Source organism: Subtercola frigoramans (assembly GCF_016907385.1).
In the GTDB taxonomy this organism is placed as follows: domain Bacteria; phylum Actinomycetota; class Actinomycetes; order Actinomycetales; family Microbacteriaceae; genus Subtercola; species Subtercola frigoramans.
On the sequence record NZ_JAFBBU010000001.1, the window covers coordinates 2,742,056 to 2,756,890 of the forward strand.

The window sequence follows — 14,835 nt, forward strand, 5'->3', positions numbered from 1 at the left end:
AACCCACCACGCAACCCGGTTTCGATACGGGAGGCGCTTCGCACCCCCCTTACTCAACCAGCGACATCCACCAGCTCACCAGTTCACCCGCTCACCAAAGGATCCACATCATGTCCCGCAACCTCGTCGAACTCTCCAGCCTCGCCGCCGTCGAGGCGCTCCGGGGCGACTCGATCGTGGTTGTGCCGACCGGTGCCATCGAGCACCACGGCCCGCACCTGCCCCTCTTCACCGACTTCCTCGTCGCCGAGGAGTCTGCGAAGGCCGCAGTCGAACTCGCGGCAGCGAACGGGGTGAACGCCTGGCTGCTTCCCGGTCTCGCCTACACGAAATCAGACGAGCACCACTGGGCCCCGGGAACGGTCTGGTTGAGCTGGGACACCCTGATGCAGACGATCGTGGAGATCGGATCATCCATCGCCCAGACGCCCTGCACCAAAGTGGTCTTCTACAACGGCCACGGCGGCAATGTTGCCCTGTTGCAGGTGGCCTGCCGCGAGCTGCGGCGTCGGTTCGGGCTGCAGACCTTTCTGATCGGCGGCCAGATGCCGGCCAACGGAGGTGCTGCCTCCGGCGAGACCGAGTCGGGCCTCGGCATCCACGGCGGCCACGTCGAGACGAGTGTGGTGCTGCACCTGCGCCCCGACCTCGTCGACATGGGCCTCGCGGTTCGGAGCGTACCCGAACACCTGCTCGACTACGAGTACGTCGGTTTCGGCAAGCCCGTGAGCTTCGGCTGGGTCAGCAACGACTTCGCCGCCAGTGGGGTCATCGGCGACCCGACCACGGCGAATGCTGAGTTCGGCAAGGCGCATTTCGAGAACAACGTCACGAAGTCGGCCGCCGCGCTGGCCGAGATCGCGACCTTCACCCCCGCACCCGTGCCCCTTCGAGCCGGATTCAGCGCCTCCGCCGGTTGAGTAGCGCGAAGCGCGTATCGAAACCCCCACGCGACGAGCCCGGTTTCGATACGGCCTCCGGCCTACTCACCCAGCGAAGCCAACCAGAAAGAACCACCGGAATGACAATCGAATCCTCCATCGACGCCCTGCAGGCCGAACTCCGCGAGCTCCTCGGCGACAAGGCCGTCACCGTCGAGCTCCGCGCCCGCGAGAAGGCCTCCCTCGACGGCGCCTGGATGTCGCCCATCCTCGCCGAACAGCTTCCCCTCGGTCTGGCCGACATCGTCGCCTTCCCCACGACCGCCGAGCAGATCGCGGACGTCGTCGCTGCTGCCTCCCGCTACCACGTGCCGATCACGCCGCGGGGCAAGGGCACGGGCAACTACGGCCAGGGCATCCCGATGCAGGGCGGTCTCGTACTCGACATGTCGAAGGCACGCGGCATCGTCGAAGTGGGCGACGGCTTCATCACCGTCGAGGCCGGCACACCCATGGTCATGATCGAGCAGGCCGCGAACGCCGCCGGCCAACAGCTGCTGATGTACCCCTCCACCGCCCAGTCCACGATCGGCGGCTTCCTCTCCGGTGGCTCCGGTGGCACAGGCTCCATCAAGCACGGCTCCAATCACACGGGTTTCGTCAAGGAGCTCGATGTGGTGCACGCGGTTCCGGATGCCCGGCTCATCCACGTCGCCGGAACCGACGCCGAACCCTACGTTCACACCTACGGCACGCTCGGCATCATCGCCCGCGCGACACTGGCGCTCGAGCCCCTGCAGAACTGGCGTGGACTCTATGCGAGTTTCGACACCTTCGCCGACGCGATCTCGGTGATCCGCGAGATCGGTCAGCTCGAGCCGACGCCGCGCCTCGTCTCTGCCGACCTCCCCACGCTCGCGAACGCCCTGCCTGACGACCCCGCCATTCCGAAGGACCGGGCGAGCCTCCGCGCCATTCTGGATGCCGAAACGGTCGAGGCGGCCTCTGCGCTGATCTTCAGCGCCGGAGGGCGTATCGAAGACGTTCGCGAAGGCCCGCAGGCCTCGATGAAGATCAGCATGCTCTCGTACAATCACCCGATCGAGTGGCTGCAGAAGAGCGACCCAGGAAAGTACTTCCACATCGAGGTCGCCGGTGACGGCCTGGTCGAGCGCATCGACGAGGTGCACGCGGTCTACAACGGAGGCATGCTGCACATCGAAGCGCAGCACGGCCGCCCGATCGGCATGCTCGCCGGCATCTACGAAAGCCCGGAGCAGGTCTACGCGGGCTTCGCCGCCCTCGAGGCGTTGGGTGTCGGTTCGCACAACCCGCATCACTGGGAGGTCGACCACGAGGTCGAGCGAACACGACGCCTCTCTGCCGTGACCGACCCTGAGGGCCTGCTGAACCCGGGCAAGCTCCCCGTCGTCGGCGCCGCCCCGGTTGCCGGTGCCGGAAAAGTCACCTGATGACGGTCTCGACCACACTCGTCGCGGCGCCGTTCTTCCAGGAGCTCGTGGAGTGGCTTCCGCGCCACGACGAGCCCGCTCGCCCCCTCGTGGCCCTGTCGACGATCACCGCAGACGGGTACCCCGACACGAGACACGTGCTGCTCAGCGAATTCGATGAGACCGGCTTCTATTTCCACACGGATGCCCGCTCACGCAAGATCGCCCAGCTCACCACAGCGCCCCGCGCTTCGTTCGCCGTGGCCTGGCCAGAGCTCGGGCGCCAGCTCGTCGTGCTCGGTGACACCGAACCCGCCCCGGTCTCTGAAGCCCAGCGCGCCTACGCGAACCGCTCGCCCTACCTCAAGACGCTGGCCTGGCTGAACTCAGCGGAGTTCGCAGTGCTCCCCCTCGAGGAACGCGTCGAAGCCTGGCGAACGTTCGATGAAGAACACCAATCGGACTCCCTCCTTCCCCCTGCCACCTGGGCAGGAATTCTGCTGCGCCCGACTCGCGTGACACTGTGGCACGCGCATCCTGCCACGGCAAGCCAGCGCCTGGAGTACACCCTCGAAGCAGAAGGCACATGGGCGTCGAGCATTCTTCCCGGTTGATGATGTCAGCCAGCGCCATGCATGCGCAGCGACACTCCGCCCGCGATGCGGGCCAGCGCTTCGGCGAAGAAGCTCTCGCGACCATCCTCGGGCCCACCAGAGAGGTTCACCCCGGCGACGCCATCCAGACTGAGCAGTTCGTTGCAGAAGTCGATCGCGGCGGCGATTCCCTCGGCGTAGACGTCGCGGGCACCGAGAATCCGCTCGAGGTACCCCTCGGGCAGCACCAGCGTCGTGAACGATCGGAGCAACTCGGCACTGCCACGATCGACAACCACCGGAACGCAGGCGATGTACGCCAGATCCGGGAGTCTGTTTTCGCCCTGCCCCTGCGCGCGTTGTCGCGCGCGGACTTCATCAATGAATCGAGCGACTGGCAGGGCGCCGCCGGCGTGGTTGACGAAGGCCAGTGCAGCACCTGCTCGCTGTTTCTCCACCAGACGTTCCGCACGATGCTCGACCGGCGGGGTCGCGGGCGACTCTCCCACCGACACCAGGTGCCCGTACTCGGCAGCGAGCGACGCGATCCCCGTGGAGTCCAGGTCGAACACGGGCTTCGCGTCGGGCCTCGACCCGGTCAGAGTGTGGTCTCCGGTCACGCAGTGCACGGCCGCAACGCCCACGTCGGCAAGACCGGCCAACTCGCCCTCGATCGCCACGCGGTTGCGGTCACGGCAGTTGAACCCCGCGATCACGCGAAGACCACGGCTCTGGATGATCTGGGCACGGTAGCTCGGCGAAAACTGCACCCGGTGTGCGCCCGAATCGCCGGCCAGTGTTGCATCGGCGGAGCCCGCCAACAGGTCAGCGCACTCCACGAGCGAAGGTCTGTCGATCGCCCTGGCCGGAAAGTCGGCCACGACGACCTGGCGAGAGCGGATCAGCTGGGCGAACTCGGCTCCCCCACGCGAAACGGGGTCGGCGGGCACAGCCACCGCCCCACGCGAGCCGTCGCTCGCGGGCCGATCGATGAGCAGCACGGGCACGGCACCTCCCCAGTGGATCGTCTCCCCATCCACGAAGACGCAGCGATGCTCCGACACCTCGCAGCTGCCGTCGAATTCCACACCCCCGCACGGCCCGAACGTCATGCTCTTCGGGCAGCTGAAGACAGCCTCGTGCACTCGTTCCATCTTCGTGATCCTTTGCGTGAAAGTCGGGGCCGATCCGTGTGCCTCTCTGCACGGGGACCAGCAGCGATCACTCAGGGTAACGGCCGACTGTGTCGGGCAGATTTCCAGACCTCCCTCGGTGACACCGCCAAGAAAGTTAGGGTGAATGAACGAATGATGAACCAGACTTGCACGACCCACGGAGCCCCGAATGACTGAAATCCACGACCTTGTCGTCCGGGCCGAGCGTGCCTACGTCGACGGTCGCTTCCAGGCCGTCGCCGTAGCGGTGACCGCCGGAACGATCGTCTCGATCGCGAGCATCGATGCGCCGTTCGACGCTGCCACGGAGGTCACGCTCCCCGACTCGCAGGTGCTGATCCCCGGAATCGTGGACACCCATGTGCACGTCAACGAACCAGGTCGCACGGACTGGGAGGGCTTCGCCAGCGCCACCCGTGCCGCCGCCGCAGGAGGCGTCACGACGATTCTCGATATGCCTCTGAACAGCATCCCGCCCACGACGACACCGGATGCCCTCCAGCTCAAACGCGAAGCAGCCGGCCCTCAGGCCTCCGTCGACGTGGGGTTCTGGGGCGGCGCCATTCCCGACAGCCTCGGGCACCTCGAACCCCTGCACCGCGCAGGAGTCTTCGGATTCAAAGCGTTCCTCTCCCCCTCCGGTGTCGACGAATTCCCGCACCTGAGCACTGGACAACTTCACGCGGCCCTGCAGGAACTGGCTGGATTCGATGGCCTGCTGATCGTCCACGCCGAGGATCCCGGTGTTCTGGCTGAACACGAGAACTCCGGCGGCGTGGGCTACGAAGCGTTCGTGGCGAGCCGCCCCGAAGACGCAGAGAAGACGGCGATCGACCACGTGATCGACGGGCTCCGGGCCACCGGCGCGCGCGCCCACATCCTGCACCTCTCGGCCGCGGGAGCACTACCGGCCATCCGCGCCGCGAAAGCCGAGGGCCTCCGCCTCACGGTCGAGACCTGCCCGCACTACCTGAGCTTCGCCGCTGAGGGAATTCCCGATGCAGCCACGCAGTACAAGTGCTGCCCGCCCATCCGTGACGAACACAATCGTGAATTGCTGTGGGCCGCACTGGTCGCAGGTGACATCGACCTCATCGCCTCAGACCACTCGCCGAGCACCAAAGAACTGAAGTTCGCCCACGGTGGCGACTTCGCCCTGGCCTGGGGCGGGATCTCGGGACTGCAGGTGAGCCTTCCTGCAGTGTGGACCGCGGCGAAGACCCAGGGAATCGGCCTCGACAGCGTCATCGAGTGGATGGCCGTCGCGACGTCTCGACTGGCCGGCCTCTCAACCAAGGGTTCGCTCTCGGTCGGAGCCGCTGCCGACTTGGTGGCGTTCGCACCAGGGGAGAAGTTCACCGTCGTCGCACAGGAGCTTCAGCACAAGAACAAGCTCTCCGCCTTCGACGGCCGCGACCTCTTCGGCGTCGTACATACGACCTGGCTCGCTGGAGCTCCGGTGTTCTCGCGCGACGCTGCCTTCGAAGCAGGCCCACCTTCGGGCACTCTCCTCACCCGAACCTGACAACCCACCCGAACCTCATCGCTCCACCAAACCCTCGCAGACAGGAAACAGCATCGTGGCAATCGTCCTCGGATCCAACCGTTACGGAAAAGCAGAGAATCGCGTCGTTCGCATCTATCGCGACACCGATCGACACGAGATCAGGGACATCAACGTCTCGAGCGCGCTGAGAGGCGAGTTCGCCGACGCGTACCTCGTCGGCGACCAGTCGAAGATCCTGCCGACCGACACGCAGAAGCAGACGGCGTACTCCTTCTCGAAGGAGAGGGGTCTGACCTCGATCGAGACCTATGCGCTCGAGCTCGGCGCCCACTTCGTCGACACCGTCGAATACGTGCAGAGTGCGCGTATCGAGGTCGAGGAATTCGAGTGGCAGCGGGTACTCGTCGACGGCACAGAGCACGACCACACCTGGGTTCGCAAAGGCCAGGAGACCCGCATTGCAGCAGTCACTGTCACTGGGAGCGGCGCAGACCGCACCAACGCGGTCATCGGTGGCTTCAAAGACCTGGTCATTTTGAAGTCGACGGGCTCGGAATTCACCGGCTTCCTCGAAGACGGATACACCCTGCTCGAGCCGACCACGGACCGGGTCATGGCGACCTCCCTCATAGCAAAATGGCGCTTCACCTCGACGGACGTCGAGTGGGAGAGCACGTACCTCGGAATCAAGAAGATCATCATCGAGACCTTCGCCACGCTGCATTCCCTCGCCCTGCAGCAGACGCTGTACGAAATGGGCAAAGCCGTGCTCGAGGCCTACGACTTCATCGCGGAGATCCGCTTCTCGGCACCGAACAAGCACCACTTCCTCTACAACCTCGCTCCCTTCGGCGTCGAGAACAACAACGAGGTCTTCAACGCGGATGATCGGCCCTACGGCCTCATCGAAGCCACCGTCATCCGCGACGAGGTGCCCCCCGCACCCGAGGCCTGGGACAGCTACACCGGCCTCGTCTGACCCCAGGCGCGCCTCAGTACTCAGCAGGCCAGGCAAACGGCGCACTCGGGGCTGGCGTCGTTCCTCGTGGGGCCAGAACAAGATCGATGTCCAACTTGTTGGTCAGCACGATGGTTGCCGGGTCGCCTTCGAACGGTCGCTGGTTCACGAAGACGCTGAACGTGTTAACGCCGACTGAAAACAGGGCCAGTACTGCCAACTGAAAACAGGGCCACCAACCACTATGGAAGGTGATCACTTTGGATGACTGGGCAGAAATTCGTCGGTTGTATGCGTCGGGCGGGCACTCGAAAAGAGAACTCGCGAAACGGCTTGGCGTTTCGCGAGGGACGATCGATCGGGCGTTGCAGGCTGACCGGGTGCCGCGGTATGAGCGGGCGTTGACGGGGTCGAGTTTCGATGAGGTCGCACCGGCGGTTCGGAAGCTGCTGACCGACTCGCCGCGGATGCCGTCGCCAGCCCTGGCGGAGCGGGTGGGGTGGTCGGGTTCGTCGTCGTTGTTCCGGTTGAGGGTCGCAGCGATCCGGCCTGAATATCTGCCGCCGGATCCCGCTGACCGGATCGATCACCAGCCCGGTGTGCAGGTGCAATGCGATCTGTGGTTCCCGCACCAGGCGATCCCGCTGGGTCATGATCAGCACGGCATGCCGCCGGTGTTGGTGATGACGTCGACGTTCTCGGGGAACATCCAAGCGTTGATGCTGCCCTCCCGGACAACCCCCGACCTCCTCGGCGGGATGTGGCAGCTGTTGCAGCAGGCCGGCGCGGTGCCGGAGCGGTTGGTCTGGGATAACGAGACCGGTATCGGCCGGCGTAAGCTCACCGAGCCCGCTGCCGCGTTCGCTGGCACGTTGGGGACGAAGATCGTGCTGCTGCCACCGCGGGATCCGGAGTCCAAGGGCATGGTCGAGCGGATGAATCAGTTCTTCCGCTCGAGGTTCATGCCTGGCCGCAGCTTCGCATCGCCAGCGGATTTCAACAACCAGCTCGTTGACTGGTTGCCCGTCGCGAATGCCCGCTACTCGCGCTCACGGCGCGGGAAACCCGCCGAGCTTGTCGGCCGTGATCGGGCCGCGATGCGGGCCTTGTCGCCGGTGCCACCGGAGGTGCTGTTCCGGAACACGGTCAGGCTGCCTCGGGATTACTACGTGCGGGTTTTCACGAACGATTACTCGGTCAGTCCGGGCATGATCGGTCGGATCGTTGATGTTACTGCTGACCTGCACCAGGTCACTGTCACCCATGACGGCACTGTCATCGCGGTGCATCAGCGGGAGTGGGCCCGCCAGCTGATCGTCACCGATCCGGCCCATGTTGCCGAGGCGGCAGTGCTGCGGCAGGCGTTCAAACAGGTCCGCGGCTACCGGCCGTTGGAAGCTGTCGAAACCCGCGATCTTGCTTCCTACGACGACCTCTTCGGTACCGGGCAGGTGGCCTGATGTCCGAGCTCGAATCCCAGTTGGAGTACTACGCCCGTGCATTGAAAGCGCCTCGGGTCGGTGAGGGTTTCCGCCGGCTCGGCGAGCAAGCCCGTGCGGACGGGTGGTCACACGAGGAGTACCTCGCCGCCGTGCTGTCGCGCGAGGTTTCCGAGCGGGAAGCATCAGGGGCGACGCTTCGGATCAAGGCTGCCCGGTTTCCCGGTTTCAAGACGTTGGAAGAGTTCAACTACGACCACCAGCCTGGCGCCGACCGCACCCTCATCGCACACTTGGGCACGAGCGCTTACCTTCAGGAAGCGAAGAACGTCATCCTCCTCGGACCCCCGGGTACGGGGAAGACGCACATTGCGATCGGGCTCGGCATCAAAGCTGCGAAGAGCGGCCACCGGGTGCTTTTCGATACTGCGAACGGCTGGGTCACCCGGCTGCAGGAGGCGCACTCCCGCGGCAAGCTCGCCGCCGAACTCACCCGGCTTCGCCGGTACAGCCTGCTCGTCATCGACGAGGTCGGCTACGTCCCGTTCGATCAAGACGCCGCGAATCTGTTCTTCCAACTCGTGTCATCACGGTACGAACACGCGTCACTGATCCTCACCTCGAACCTGCCATTCGGGCGTTGGGGTGAAGTGTTCGGCGACCCGACCATCGCGTCAGCGATGATCGACCGCGTCGTGCACCACGCCGACGTACTCAGCCTCAAAGGCACAAGCTACCGGCTCCGCGGCCACAAAACAATCACAAGTACGACAGACTAAACAAACCACGTGGCCCTGTTTTCAGTTGGCAACCGTGGCCCCATATTGAGTTGGCGTTAACATGAACGACTCGGTCGACGATTGGCGAAAGTCTCCGACACCCTCTGAATCGAGCGGGATACCCCATTCGGCGAAAAATTCCCCCAGCTCGAACGTGCGCTGAATGGGCGATTCGACGTGAAGGATGCCTGTGGCCTCGTGCGTGTGCAACGGCAACGTCACCTGTGTCTTCTCATCGATTCCCACATTTGCCGGTACTACCTGCGGCACTCCATCGACGGTGATGGAGACGTGGGAGTGGAGGTGCTCAGGCACGGGGGCCACGGCAGCGGCCAAGAAGAGCACGCCGGCCGAGAGAAGGCTCAAGAGCACACACACCGCCCACAGAGGAAGGGACCATCTCGGCTTCAGCAGCTCATCGCTCACCTGGTCACTATAGAGACCGAATTCGAGAGACATCCGTTAACGGCAAGAGGCCCACCTGGTGGGGTGGGCCTCTGTCGTGTTTCTAGAGTGAGTCCGGCGGTGTCCTACTCTCCCACAAGGTCTCCCTTGCAGTACCATCGGCGCTGCGAGTCTTAGCTTCCGGGTTCGGAATGTTGCCGGGCGTTTCCCTCGCGCTATGGCCGCCGAAACATTAGGGACATCCTGATGGGGTGTCTAAAATGTTCGGAAGTGTTTAGCTTCGTTCATGTTTAGTTGTGCCAAACCGTTAGCGGGTTTGGTTGTGACCCGACCGTATGTCGGGAACCACAGAGTGGACGCGAGTGTTTTTGTTGCGCAAAGATTTTCAGCCACACCGGGCCCTTGCGGGGGTGTGGTGGTGGTGTTGAAGTTATCGGCTTATTAGTACAGGTCAGCTCCACACCTCTTTCGTCGGTGCTTCCACATCCTGCCTATCAACCCAGTAGTCTCCTGGGAGCCTCTCACCATAAATGGTATGGAAATCTCATCTCGAAGCCGGCTTCCCGCTTAGATGCTTTCAGCGGTTATCCGTTCCGAACGTAGCTAATCAGCGGTGCACTTGGCAGTACAACTGACACACCAGAGGTTCGTCCATCCCGGTCCTCTCGTACTAGGGATAGCTCTTCTCAAATTTCCTGCGCGCGCAGAGGATAGGGACCGAACTGTCTCACGACGTTCTAAACCCAGCTCGCGTACCGCTTTAATGGGCGAACAGCCCAACCCTTGGGACCTACTCCAGCCCCAGGATGCGACGAGCCGACATCGAGGTGCCAAACCATGCCGTCGATATGGACTCTTGGGCAAGATCAGCCTGTTATCCCCGAGGTACCTTTTATCCGTTGAGCGACAGCGCTTCCACAAGCCACTGCCGGATCACTAGTCCCGACTTTCGTCCCTGCTCGACTTGTCAGTCTCACAGTCAAGCTCCCTTGTGCACTTACACTCGCCACCTGATTGCCAACCAGGTTGAGGGAACCTTTGGGCGCCTCCGTTACTCTTTAGGAGGCAACCGCCCCAGTTAAACTACCCACCATGCACTGTCCCAGAACCGGATTACGGTTCGTAGTTAGATATCCAGAGTGACCAGAGTGGTATTTCAACAATGACTCCACCAGCACTAGCGTGCCCGCTTCACAGTCTCCCACCTATCCTACACAAGCCACACCGAACACCAATACAAAGCTATAGTAAAGGTCACGGGGTCTTTCCGTCCTTCTGCGCGTAACGAGCATCTTTACTCGTAGTGCAATTTCGCCGAGTTCGCGGTTGAGACAGCTGGGAAGTCGTTACGCCATTCGTGCAGGTCGGAACTTACCCGACAAGGAATTTCGCTACCTTAGGATGGTTATAGTTACCACCGCCGTTTACTGGGGCTTAAATTCTGGGCTTCGCCTTGCGGCTAACTCTTCCTCTTAACCTTCCAGCACCGGGCAGGCGTCAGTCCGTATACATCGTCTTGCGACTTGGCACGGACCTGTGTTTTTAGTAAACAGTCGCTTCCCACTGGTCTCTGCGGCCATACACTGCTCCAGGAGCAAGTCCTTTCACAGCTCCGGCCCCCCTTCTCCCGAAGTTACGGGGGCATTTTGCCGAGTTCCTTAACCACGATTCTCTCGATCTCCTTAGTATTCTCTACCTGATCACCTGAGTCGGTTTGGGGTACGGGCACATGGAACCTCACGCCGATGCTTTTCTTGGCAGCAGACGATCACTGATTTCCCCACTGAAGGGTACCCATCGAGTCTCAGCCTTATAAGAGGGGCGGATTTGCCTACCCCTCGGCCTACATTCTTAGACCGGGACAACCATCGCCCGGCTCAGCTACGTTCCTGCGTCACACCTGTTAATACGCTAACCGCACCACATCGGGTCGCACGCTACGCCAAAACGCCTCACCCCGAAGGGATCGGTCTATCTGGTTTCAGATGCTTAGCATTAGCGGATTGGCTTGGACGGTTCTTCTGCGGTACGGGAATATCAACCCGTTGTCCATCGACTACGCCTGTCGGCCTCGCCTTAGGTCCCGACTTACCCAGGGCGGATTAGCCTGGCCCTGGAAACCTTGATCTTTCGGAGGACGGGTTTCTCACCCGTCTTTCGCTACTCATGCCTGCATTCTCACTCGTGTGGCCTCCACGGCTGGTTTACACCGCCGCTTCGCTGGCCACACGACGCTCTCCTACCCATCCATACGGCTGGACCACGAAGGCCTGCCAAAAATATAAATGCCACAACTTCGGTGGCGTGCTTGAGCCCCGTTACATTGTCGGCGCGGAATCACTTGACCAGTGAGCTATTACGCACTCTTTCAAGGGTGGCTGCTTCTAAGCCAACCTCCTGGTTGTCTATGCAACTCCACATCCTTTCCCACTTAGCACGCGCTTAGGGACCTTAGATGGTGGTCTGGGTTGTTTCCCTCTCGACGATGAAGCTTATCCCCCACCGTCTCACTGCTGCGCTCTCACTTACCGGCATTCGGAGTTTGGCTAACGTCAGTAACCTTTTAGGGCCCATCGGCTATCCAGTAGCTCTACCTCCGGCAAGAAACACGCAACGCTGCACCTAAATGCATTTCGGAGAGAACCAGCTATCACGAAGTTTGATTGGCCTTTCACCCCTATCCACAGCTCATCCCCTCCATTTTCAACTGAAGTGGGTTCGGTCCTCCACGACGTCTTACCGTCGCTTCAACCTGGCCATGGATAGATCACTTCGCTTCGGGTCTAGAACCAGCGACTCAAACGCTCTATTCGAACTCGCTTTCGCTACGCATTCCCCTCACGGGTTAAGCTCGCCACTGATCACTAACTCGCAGGCTCATTCTTCAAAAGGCACGCCGTCACACCAACAAAGGGCGCTCCGACGGCTTGTAAGCAAACGGTTTCAGGTACTATTTCACTCCCCTCCCGGGGTACTTTTCACCTTTCCCTCACGGTACTTGTTCACTATCGGTCATCTGGGAGTATTTAGGCTTATCAGGTGGTCCTGACAGATTCACGCGGGATTTCTCGGGCCCCGCGATACTTGGGATACTCTTCGGACCATAACCACATTTCGACTACAGGGCTGGCACCTGCTACGGCTGGGCTTTCAATCCCATTCGTCTATATGGCGCTGTAATCCTCGCAGTACGGCAGTAACTGCTGAAAAGTCCCACAACCCCGACCATGCAACGCCTGCCGGCTATCACACATGATCGGTTTAGCCTGTTCCGGTTTCGCTCGCCACTACTCACGGAATCACATGTTGTTTTCTCTTCCTGTGGGTACTGAGATGTTTCACTTCCCCACGTTCCCTCTACCCGCCCTATATATTCAGGCGGGAGTCACCAGGTCACCTCACGGGCCTGGCGGGGTTTCCCCATTCGGAGACCCTCGGATCACAGCTCTATTATCAGCTCCCCGAGGCTTATCGCAGATTTATACGTCCTTCTTCGGCTCCAGATGCCAAGGCATTCACCGTTTGCTCTTAAAAACTTCAACAAACAAAATTACACAACAAAGACCAATGTTTATCCCGAACCCGAAAGTCCGGGGAACATTGATTATCAGACAGTGCCCGCAACAATCACCGCACAACCCAAAGGCCATCCGGTTCATTTACGTGACACATCTGAAGATGCTCGCGTCCACTGTGTAGTTCTCAAAATACGGGCGGTACCCCAAACAACCACCAGCACAAAGCCAGGGCCGAAATAAGGTCCAAACAAGTTACAGCCAACCCTCCCACCCCCCACACACCCAAAAGGCCTGTGAACGACGAAAAAGCTGCCCGGTCCCTCAGGACCCAACAGCGTGCACAACACGGTTACGATAACCAGCCCTGTTCCAAACCCCCGAAAGGGTCGTACTAACAACCAACCACGCACTACGTGAATGTCAAATGTTCCACCCATGAGCGCCACCAACAGATAACTTCCGTTGAAATGACTGTCACCGTTTATGTCCCTGTATACAGAGGACCGATGAACGTGCTCCTTAGAAAGGAGGTGATCCAGCCGCACCTTCCGGTACGGCTACCTTGTTACGACTTAGTCCTAATCACCGATCCCACCTTAGACAGCTCCCTCCCTTACGGGTTAGGCCACTGGCGTTGGGTGTTACCGACTTTCATGACTTGACGGGCGGTGTGTACAAGGCCCGGGAACGTATTCACCGCAGCGTTGCTGATCTGCGATTACTAGCGACTCCGACTTCATGAGGTCGAGTTGCAGACCTCAATCCGAACTGAGACCGGCTTTTTGGGATTCGCTCCACCTTACGGTATTGCAGCCCTTTGTACCGGCCATTGTAGCATGCGTGAAGCCCAAGACATAAGGGGCATGATGATTTGACGTCATCCCCACCTTCCTCCGAGTTGACCCCGGCAGTCTCCTATGAGTTCCCACCATAACGTGCTGGCAACATAGAACGAGGGTTGCGCTCGTTGCGGGACTTAACCCAACATCTCACGACACGAGCTGACGACAACCATGCACCACCTGTATACCGACCTTGCGGGGCCTACATTTCTGCAGGTTTCCGGTATATGTCAAGCCTTGGTAAGGTTCTTCGCGTTGCATCGAATTAATCCGCATGCTCCGCCGCTTGTGCGGGCCCCCGTCAATTCCTTTGAGTTTTAGCCTTGCGGCCGTACTCCCCAGGCGGGGAACTTAATGCGTTAGCTGCGACACAGAAACCGTGGAATGGCCCCTACATCTAGTTCCCAACGTTTACGGCATGGACTACCAGGGTATCTAATCCTGTTCGCTCCCCATGCTTTCGCTCCTCAGCGTCAGTTACGGCCCAGAGATCTGCCTTCGCCATCGGTGTTCCTCCTGATATCTGCGCATTCCACCGCTACACCAGGAATTCCAATCTCCCCTACCGCACTCTAGTCTGCCCGTACCCACTGCAGGCTGGAGGTTGAGCCTCCAGTTTTCACAGCAGACGCGACAAACCGCCTACGAGCTCTTTACGCCCAATAATTCCGGACAACGCTTGCACCCTACGTATTACCGCGGCTGCTGGCACGTAGTTAGCCGGTGCTTTTTCTGCAAGTACCGTCAAACCGAAGTTCTTCTTCCTTACTAAAAGAGGTTTACAACCCGAAGGCCGTCATCCCTCACGCGGCGTTGCTGCATCAGGCTTTCGCCCATTGTGCAATATTCCCCACTGCTGCCTCCCGTAGGAGTCTGGGCCGTGTCTCAGTCCCAGTGTGGCCGGTCACCCTCTCAGGCCGGCTACCCGTCGTAGGCTTGGTGAGCCATTACCTCACCAACAACCTGATAGGCCGCGAGTCCATCCTTGACCAAAAAATCTTTCCACCAACAGGCCATGCGGCCGAAGGTCATATCCGGTATTAGACACCGTTTCCAGTGCTTATCCCAGAGTCAAGGGCAGGTTACTCACGTGTTACTCACCCGTTCGCCACTAATCACCAAAGCAAGCTCTGGATCATCGTTCGACTTGCATGTGTTAAGCACGCCGCCAGCGTTCGTCCTGAGCCAGGATCAAACTCTCCGTAAATGCTTACGCGCCAACCAACAAACGGGAATCGAATGCTGACTGACAAGTTCGATACTGACAGAACAAATCATTACTGACTT

The 14,835-nt window shown here is 60.7% G+C and carries 10 protein-coding genes and 3 rRNA genes; 7 read left to right on the forward strand and 6 right to left on the reverse strand.

The window, feature by feature from the left end; translation table 11 throughout:
• The first annotated feature begins 110 nt into the window (after window positions 1-110).
• The 3 genes from JOE66_RS12810 to JOE66_RS12820 all read left to right on the forward strand — a co-directional run bounded on the left by JOE66_RS12810 (window position 111) and on the right by JOE66_RS12820 (window position 2,946).
• The gene (locus tag JOE66_RS12810; protein ID WP_205110005.1) at window positions 111-920 is read left to right on the forward strand and encodes a creatininase family protein; all 810 of its coding nucleotides are present in this window, start codon (window positions 111-113) and stop codon (window positions 918-920) included.
• Between the two features lie 101 nt (window positions 921-1,021).
• Window positions 1,022-2,353: an FAD-binding oxidoreductase gene (locus tag JOE66_RS12815; RefSeq protein ID WP_205110007.1), complete on the forward strand. Its 1,332-nt coding sequence runs from the start codon at window positions 1,022-1,024 to the stop codon at window positions 2,351-2,353.
• Window positions 2,353-2,946, forward strand: a complete 594-nt coding sequence (locus tag JOE66_RS12820; protein WP_205110009.1) for a pyridoxamine 5'-phosphate oxidase family protein — start codon at window positions 2,353-2,355, stop codon at window positions 2,944-2,946. The genes JOE66_RS12815 and JOE66_RS12820 overlap by 1 nt, the downstream gene beginning before the upstream one ends.
• 5 nt (window positions 2,947-2,951) lie before the next feature.
• On the opposite strand, the gene JOE66_RS12825 is transcribed toward JOE66_RS12820, so the two are convergent.
• A complete protein-coding gene (locus JOE66_RS12825; RefSeq protein WP_205110011.1) occupies window positions 2,952-4,079 on the reverse strand; it encodes a methylenetetrahydrofolate reductase C-terminal domain-containing protein in 1,128 nt (375 codons plus the stop codon).
• A gap of 190 nt (window positions 4,080-4,269) precedes the next feature.
• On the opposite strand from JOE66_RS12825, the gene allB reads away from it, so the two are divergent.
• Entirely contained in the window at window positions 4,270-5,625 is a 1,356-nt protein-coding gene (gene allB / locus JOE66_RS12830; RefSeq protein WP_205110013.1) for an allantoinase AllB, read from the forward strand.
• Between the two features lie 55 nt (window positions 5,626-5,680).
• Window positions 5,681-6,586, forward strand: coding sequence for a factor-independent urate hydroxylase (pucL, locus tag JOE66_RS12835; RefSeq protein WP_205110015.1), 906 nt, complete (start codon window positions 5,681-5,683; stop codon window positions 6,584-6,586).
• Window positions 6,587-6,599: 13 nt separating this feature from the next.
• Here pucL and JOE66_RS12840 read toward each other — a convergent pair whose 3' ends face one another.
• Window positions 6,600-6,824, reverse strand: a complete 225-nt coding sequence (locus tag JOE66_RS12840; RefSeq protein ID WP_205110017.1) for a hypothetical protein — start codon at window positions 6,822-6,824, stop codon at window positions 6,600-6,602.
• On the opposite strand from JOE66_RS12840, the gene istA reads away from it, so the two are divergent.
• Together istA and istB are read left to right on the forward strand one after the other, a co-directional pair.
• Window positions 6,817-8,025 carry an IS21 family transposase gene (gene istA / locus JOE66_RS12845; protein ID WP_205106297.1) on the forward strand — a complete coding sequence of 403 codons (1,209 nt, stop codon included), beginning with the start codon at window positions 6,817-6,819 and terminating at the stop codon, window positions 8,023-8,025. The genes JOE66_RS12840 and istA overlap by 8 nt on opposite strands.
• On the forward strand, window positions 8,025-8,783 hold the full coding sequence (gene istB / locus JOE66_RS12850; protein ID WP_205110019.1) for an IS21-like element helper ATPase IstB: 759 nt from the start codon (window positions 8,025-8,027) through the stop codon (window positions 8,781-8,783). The genes istA and istB overlap by 1 nt, the downstream gene beginning before the upstream one ends.
• 21 nt (window positions 8,784-8,804) lie before the next feature.
• Here istB and JOE66_RS12855 read toward each other — a convergent pair whose 3' ends face one another.
• The 4 genes from JOE66_RS12855 to JOE66_RS12870 form a co-directional block, all read right to left on the reverse strand.
• Window positions 8,805-9,209, reverse strand: a complete 405-nt coding sequence (locus JOE66_RS12855; protein WP_205110021.1) for a hypothetical protein — start codon at window positions 9,207-9,209, stop codon at window positions 8,805-8,807.
• A 91-nt stretch (window positions 9,210-9,300) separates the two neighbouring features.
• Window positions 9,301-9,417, reverse strand: a 5S ribosomal RNA gene (rrf, locus tag JOE66_RS12860).
• Between the two features lie 192 nt (window positions 9,418-9,609).
• Window positions 9,610-12,730: ribosomal RNA gene (locus tag JOE66_RS12865) — 23S ribosomal RNA — on the reverse strand.
• Window positions 12,731-13,229: 499 nt separating this feature from the next.
• A 16S ribosomal RNA gene (locus tag JOE66_RS12870) occupies window positions 13,230-14,755 on the reverse strand.
• The 16S, 23S and 5S rRNA genes sit together here, the layout of an rRNA operon.
• Window positions 14,756-14,835: the final 80 nt, after the last annotated feature.

Bases quoted from the DNA above. Each gene is read 5' to 3' on its own strand.
- JOE66_RS12810 (WP_205110005.1), top strand. From the start codon at position 111: ATGTCCCGCAACCTCGTCGAACTCTCCAGCCTCGCCGCCGTCGAGGCG.
- JOE66_RS12815 (WP_205110007.1), top strand. From the start codon at position 1,022: ATGACAATCGAATCCTCCATCGACGCCCTGCAGGCCGAACTCCGCGAG.
- JOE66_RS12820 (WP_205110009.1), top strand. From the start codon at position 2,353: ATGACGGTCTCGACCACACTCGTCGCGGCGCCGTTCTTCCAGGAGCTC.
- JOE66_RS12825 (WP_205110011.1), bottom strand. From the start codon at position 4,079: ATGGAACGAGTGCACGAGGCTGTCTTCAGCTGCCCGAAGAGCATGACG.
- allB (WP_205110013.1), top strand. From the start codon at position 4,270: ATGACTGAAATCCACGACCTTGTCGTCCGGGCCGAGCGTGCCTACGTC.
- istB (WP_205110019.1), top strand. From the start codon at position 8,025: ATGTCCGAGCTCGAATCCCAGTTGGAGTACTACGCCCGTGCATTGAAA.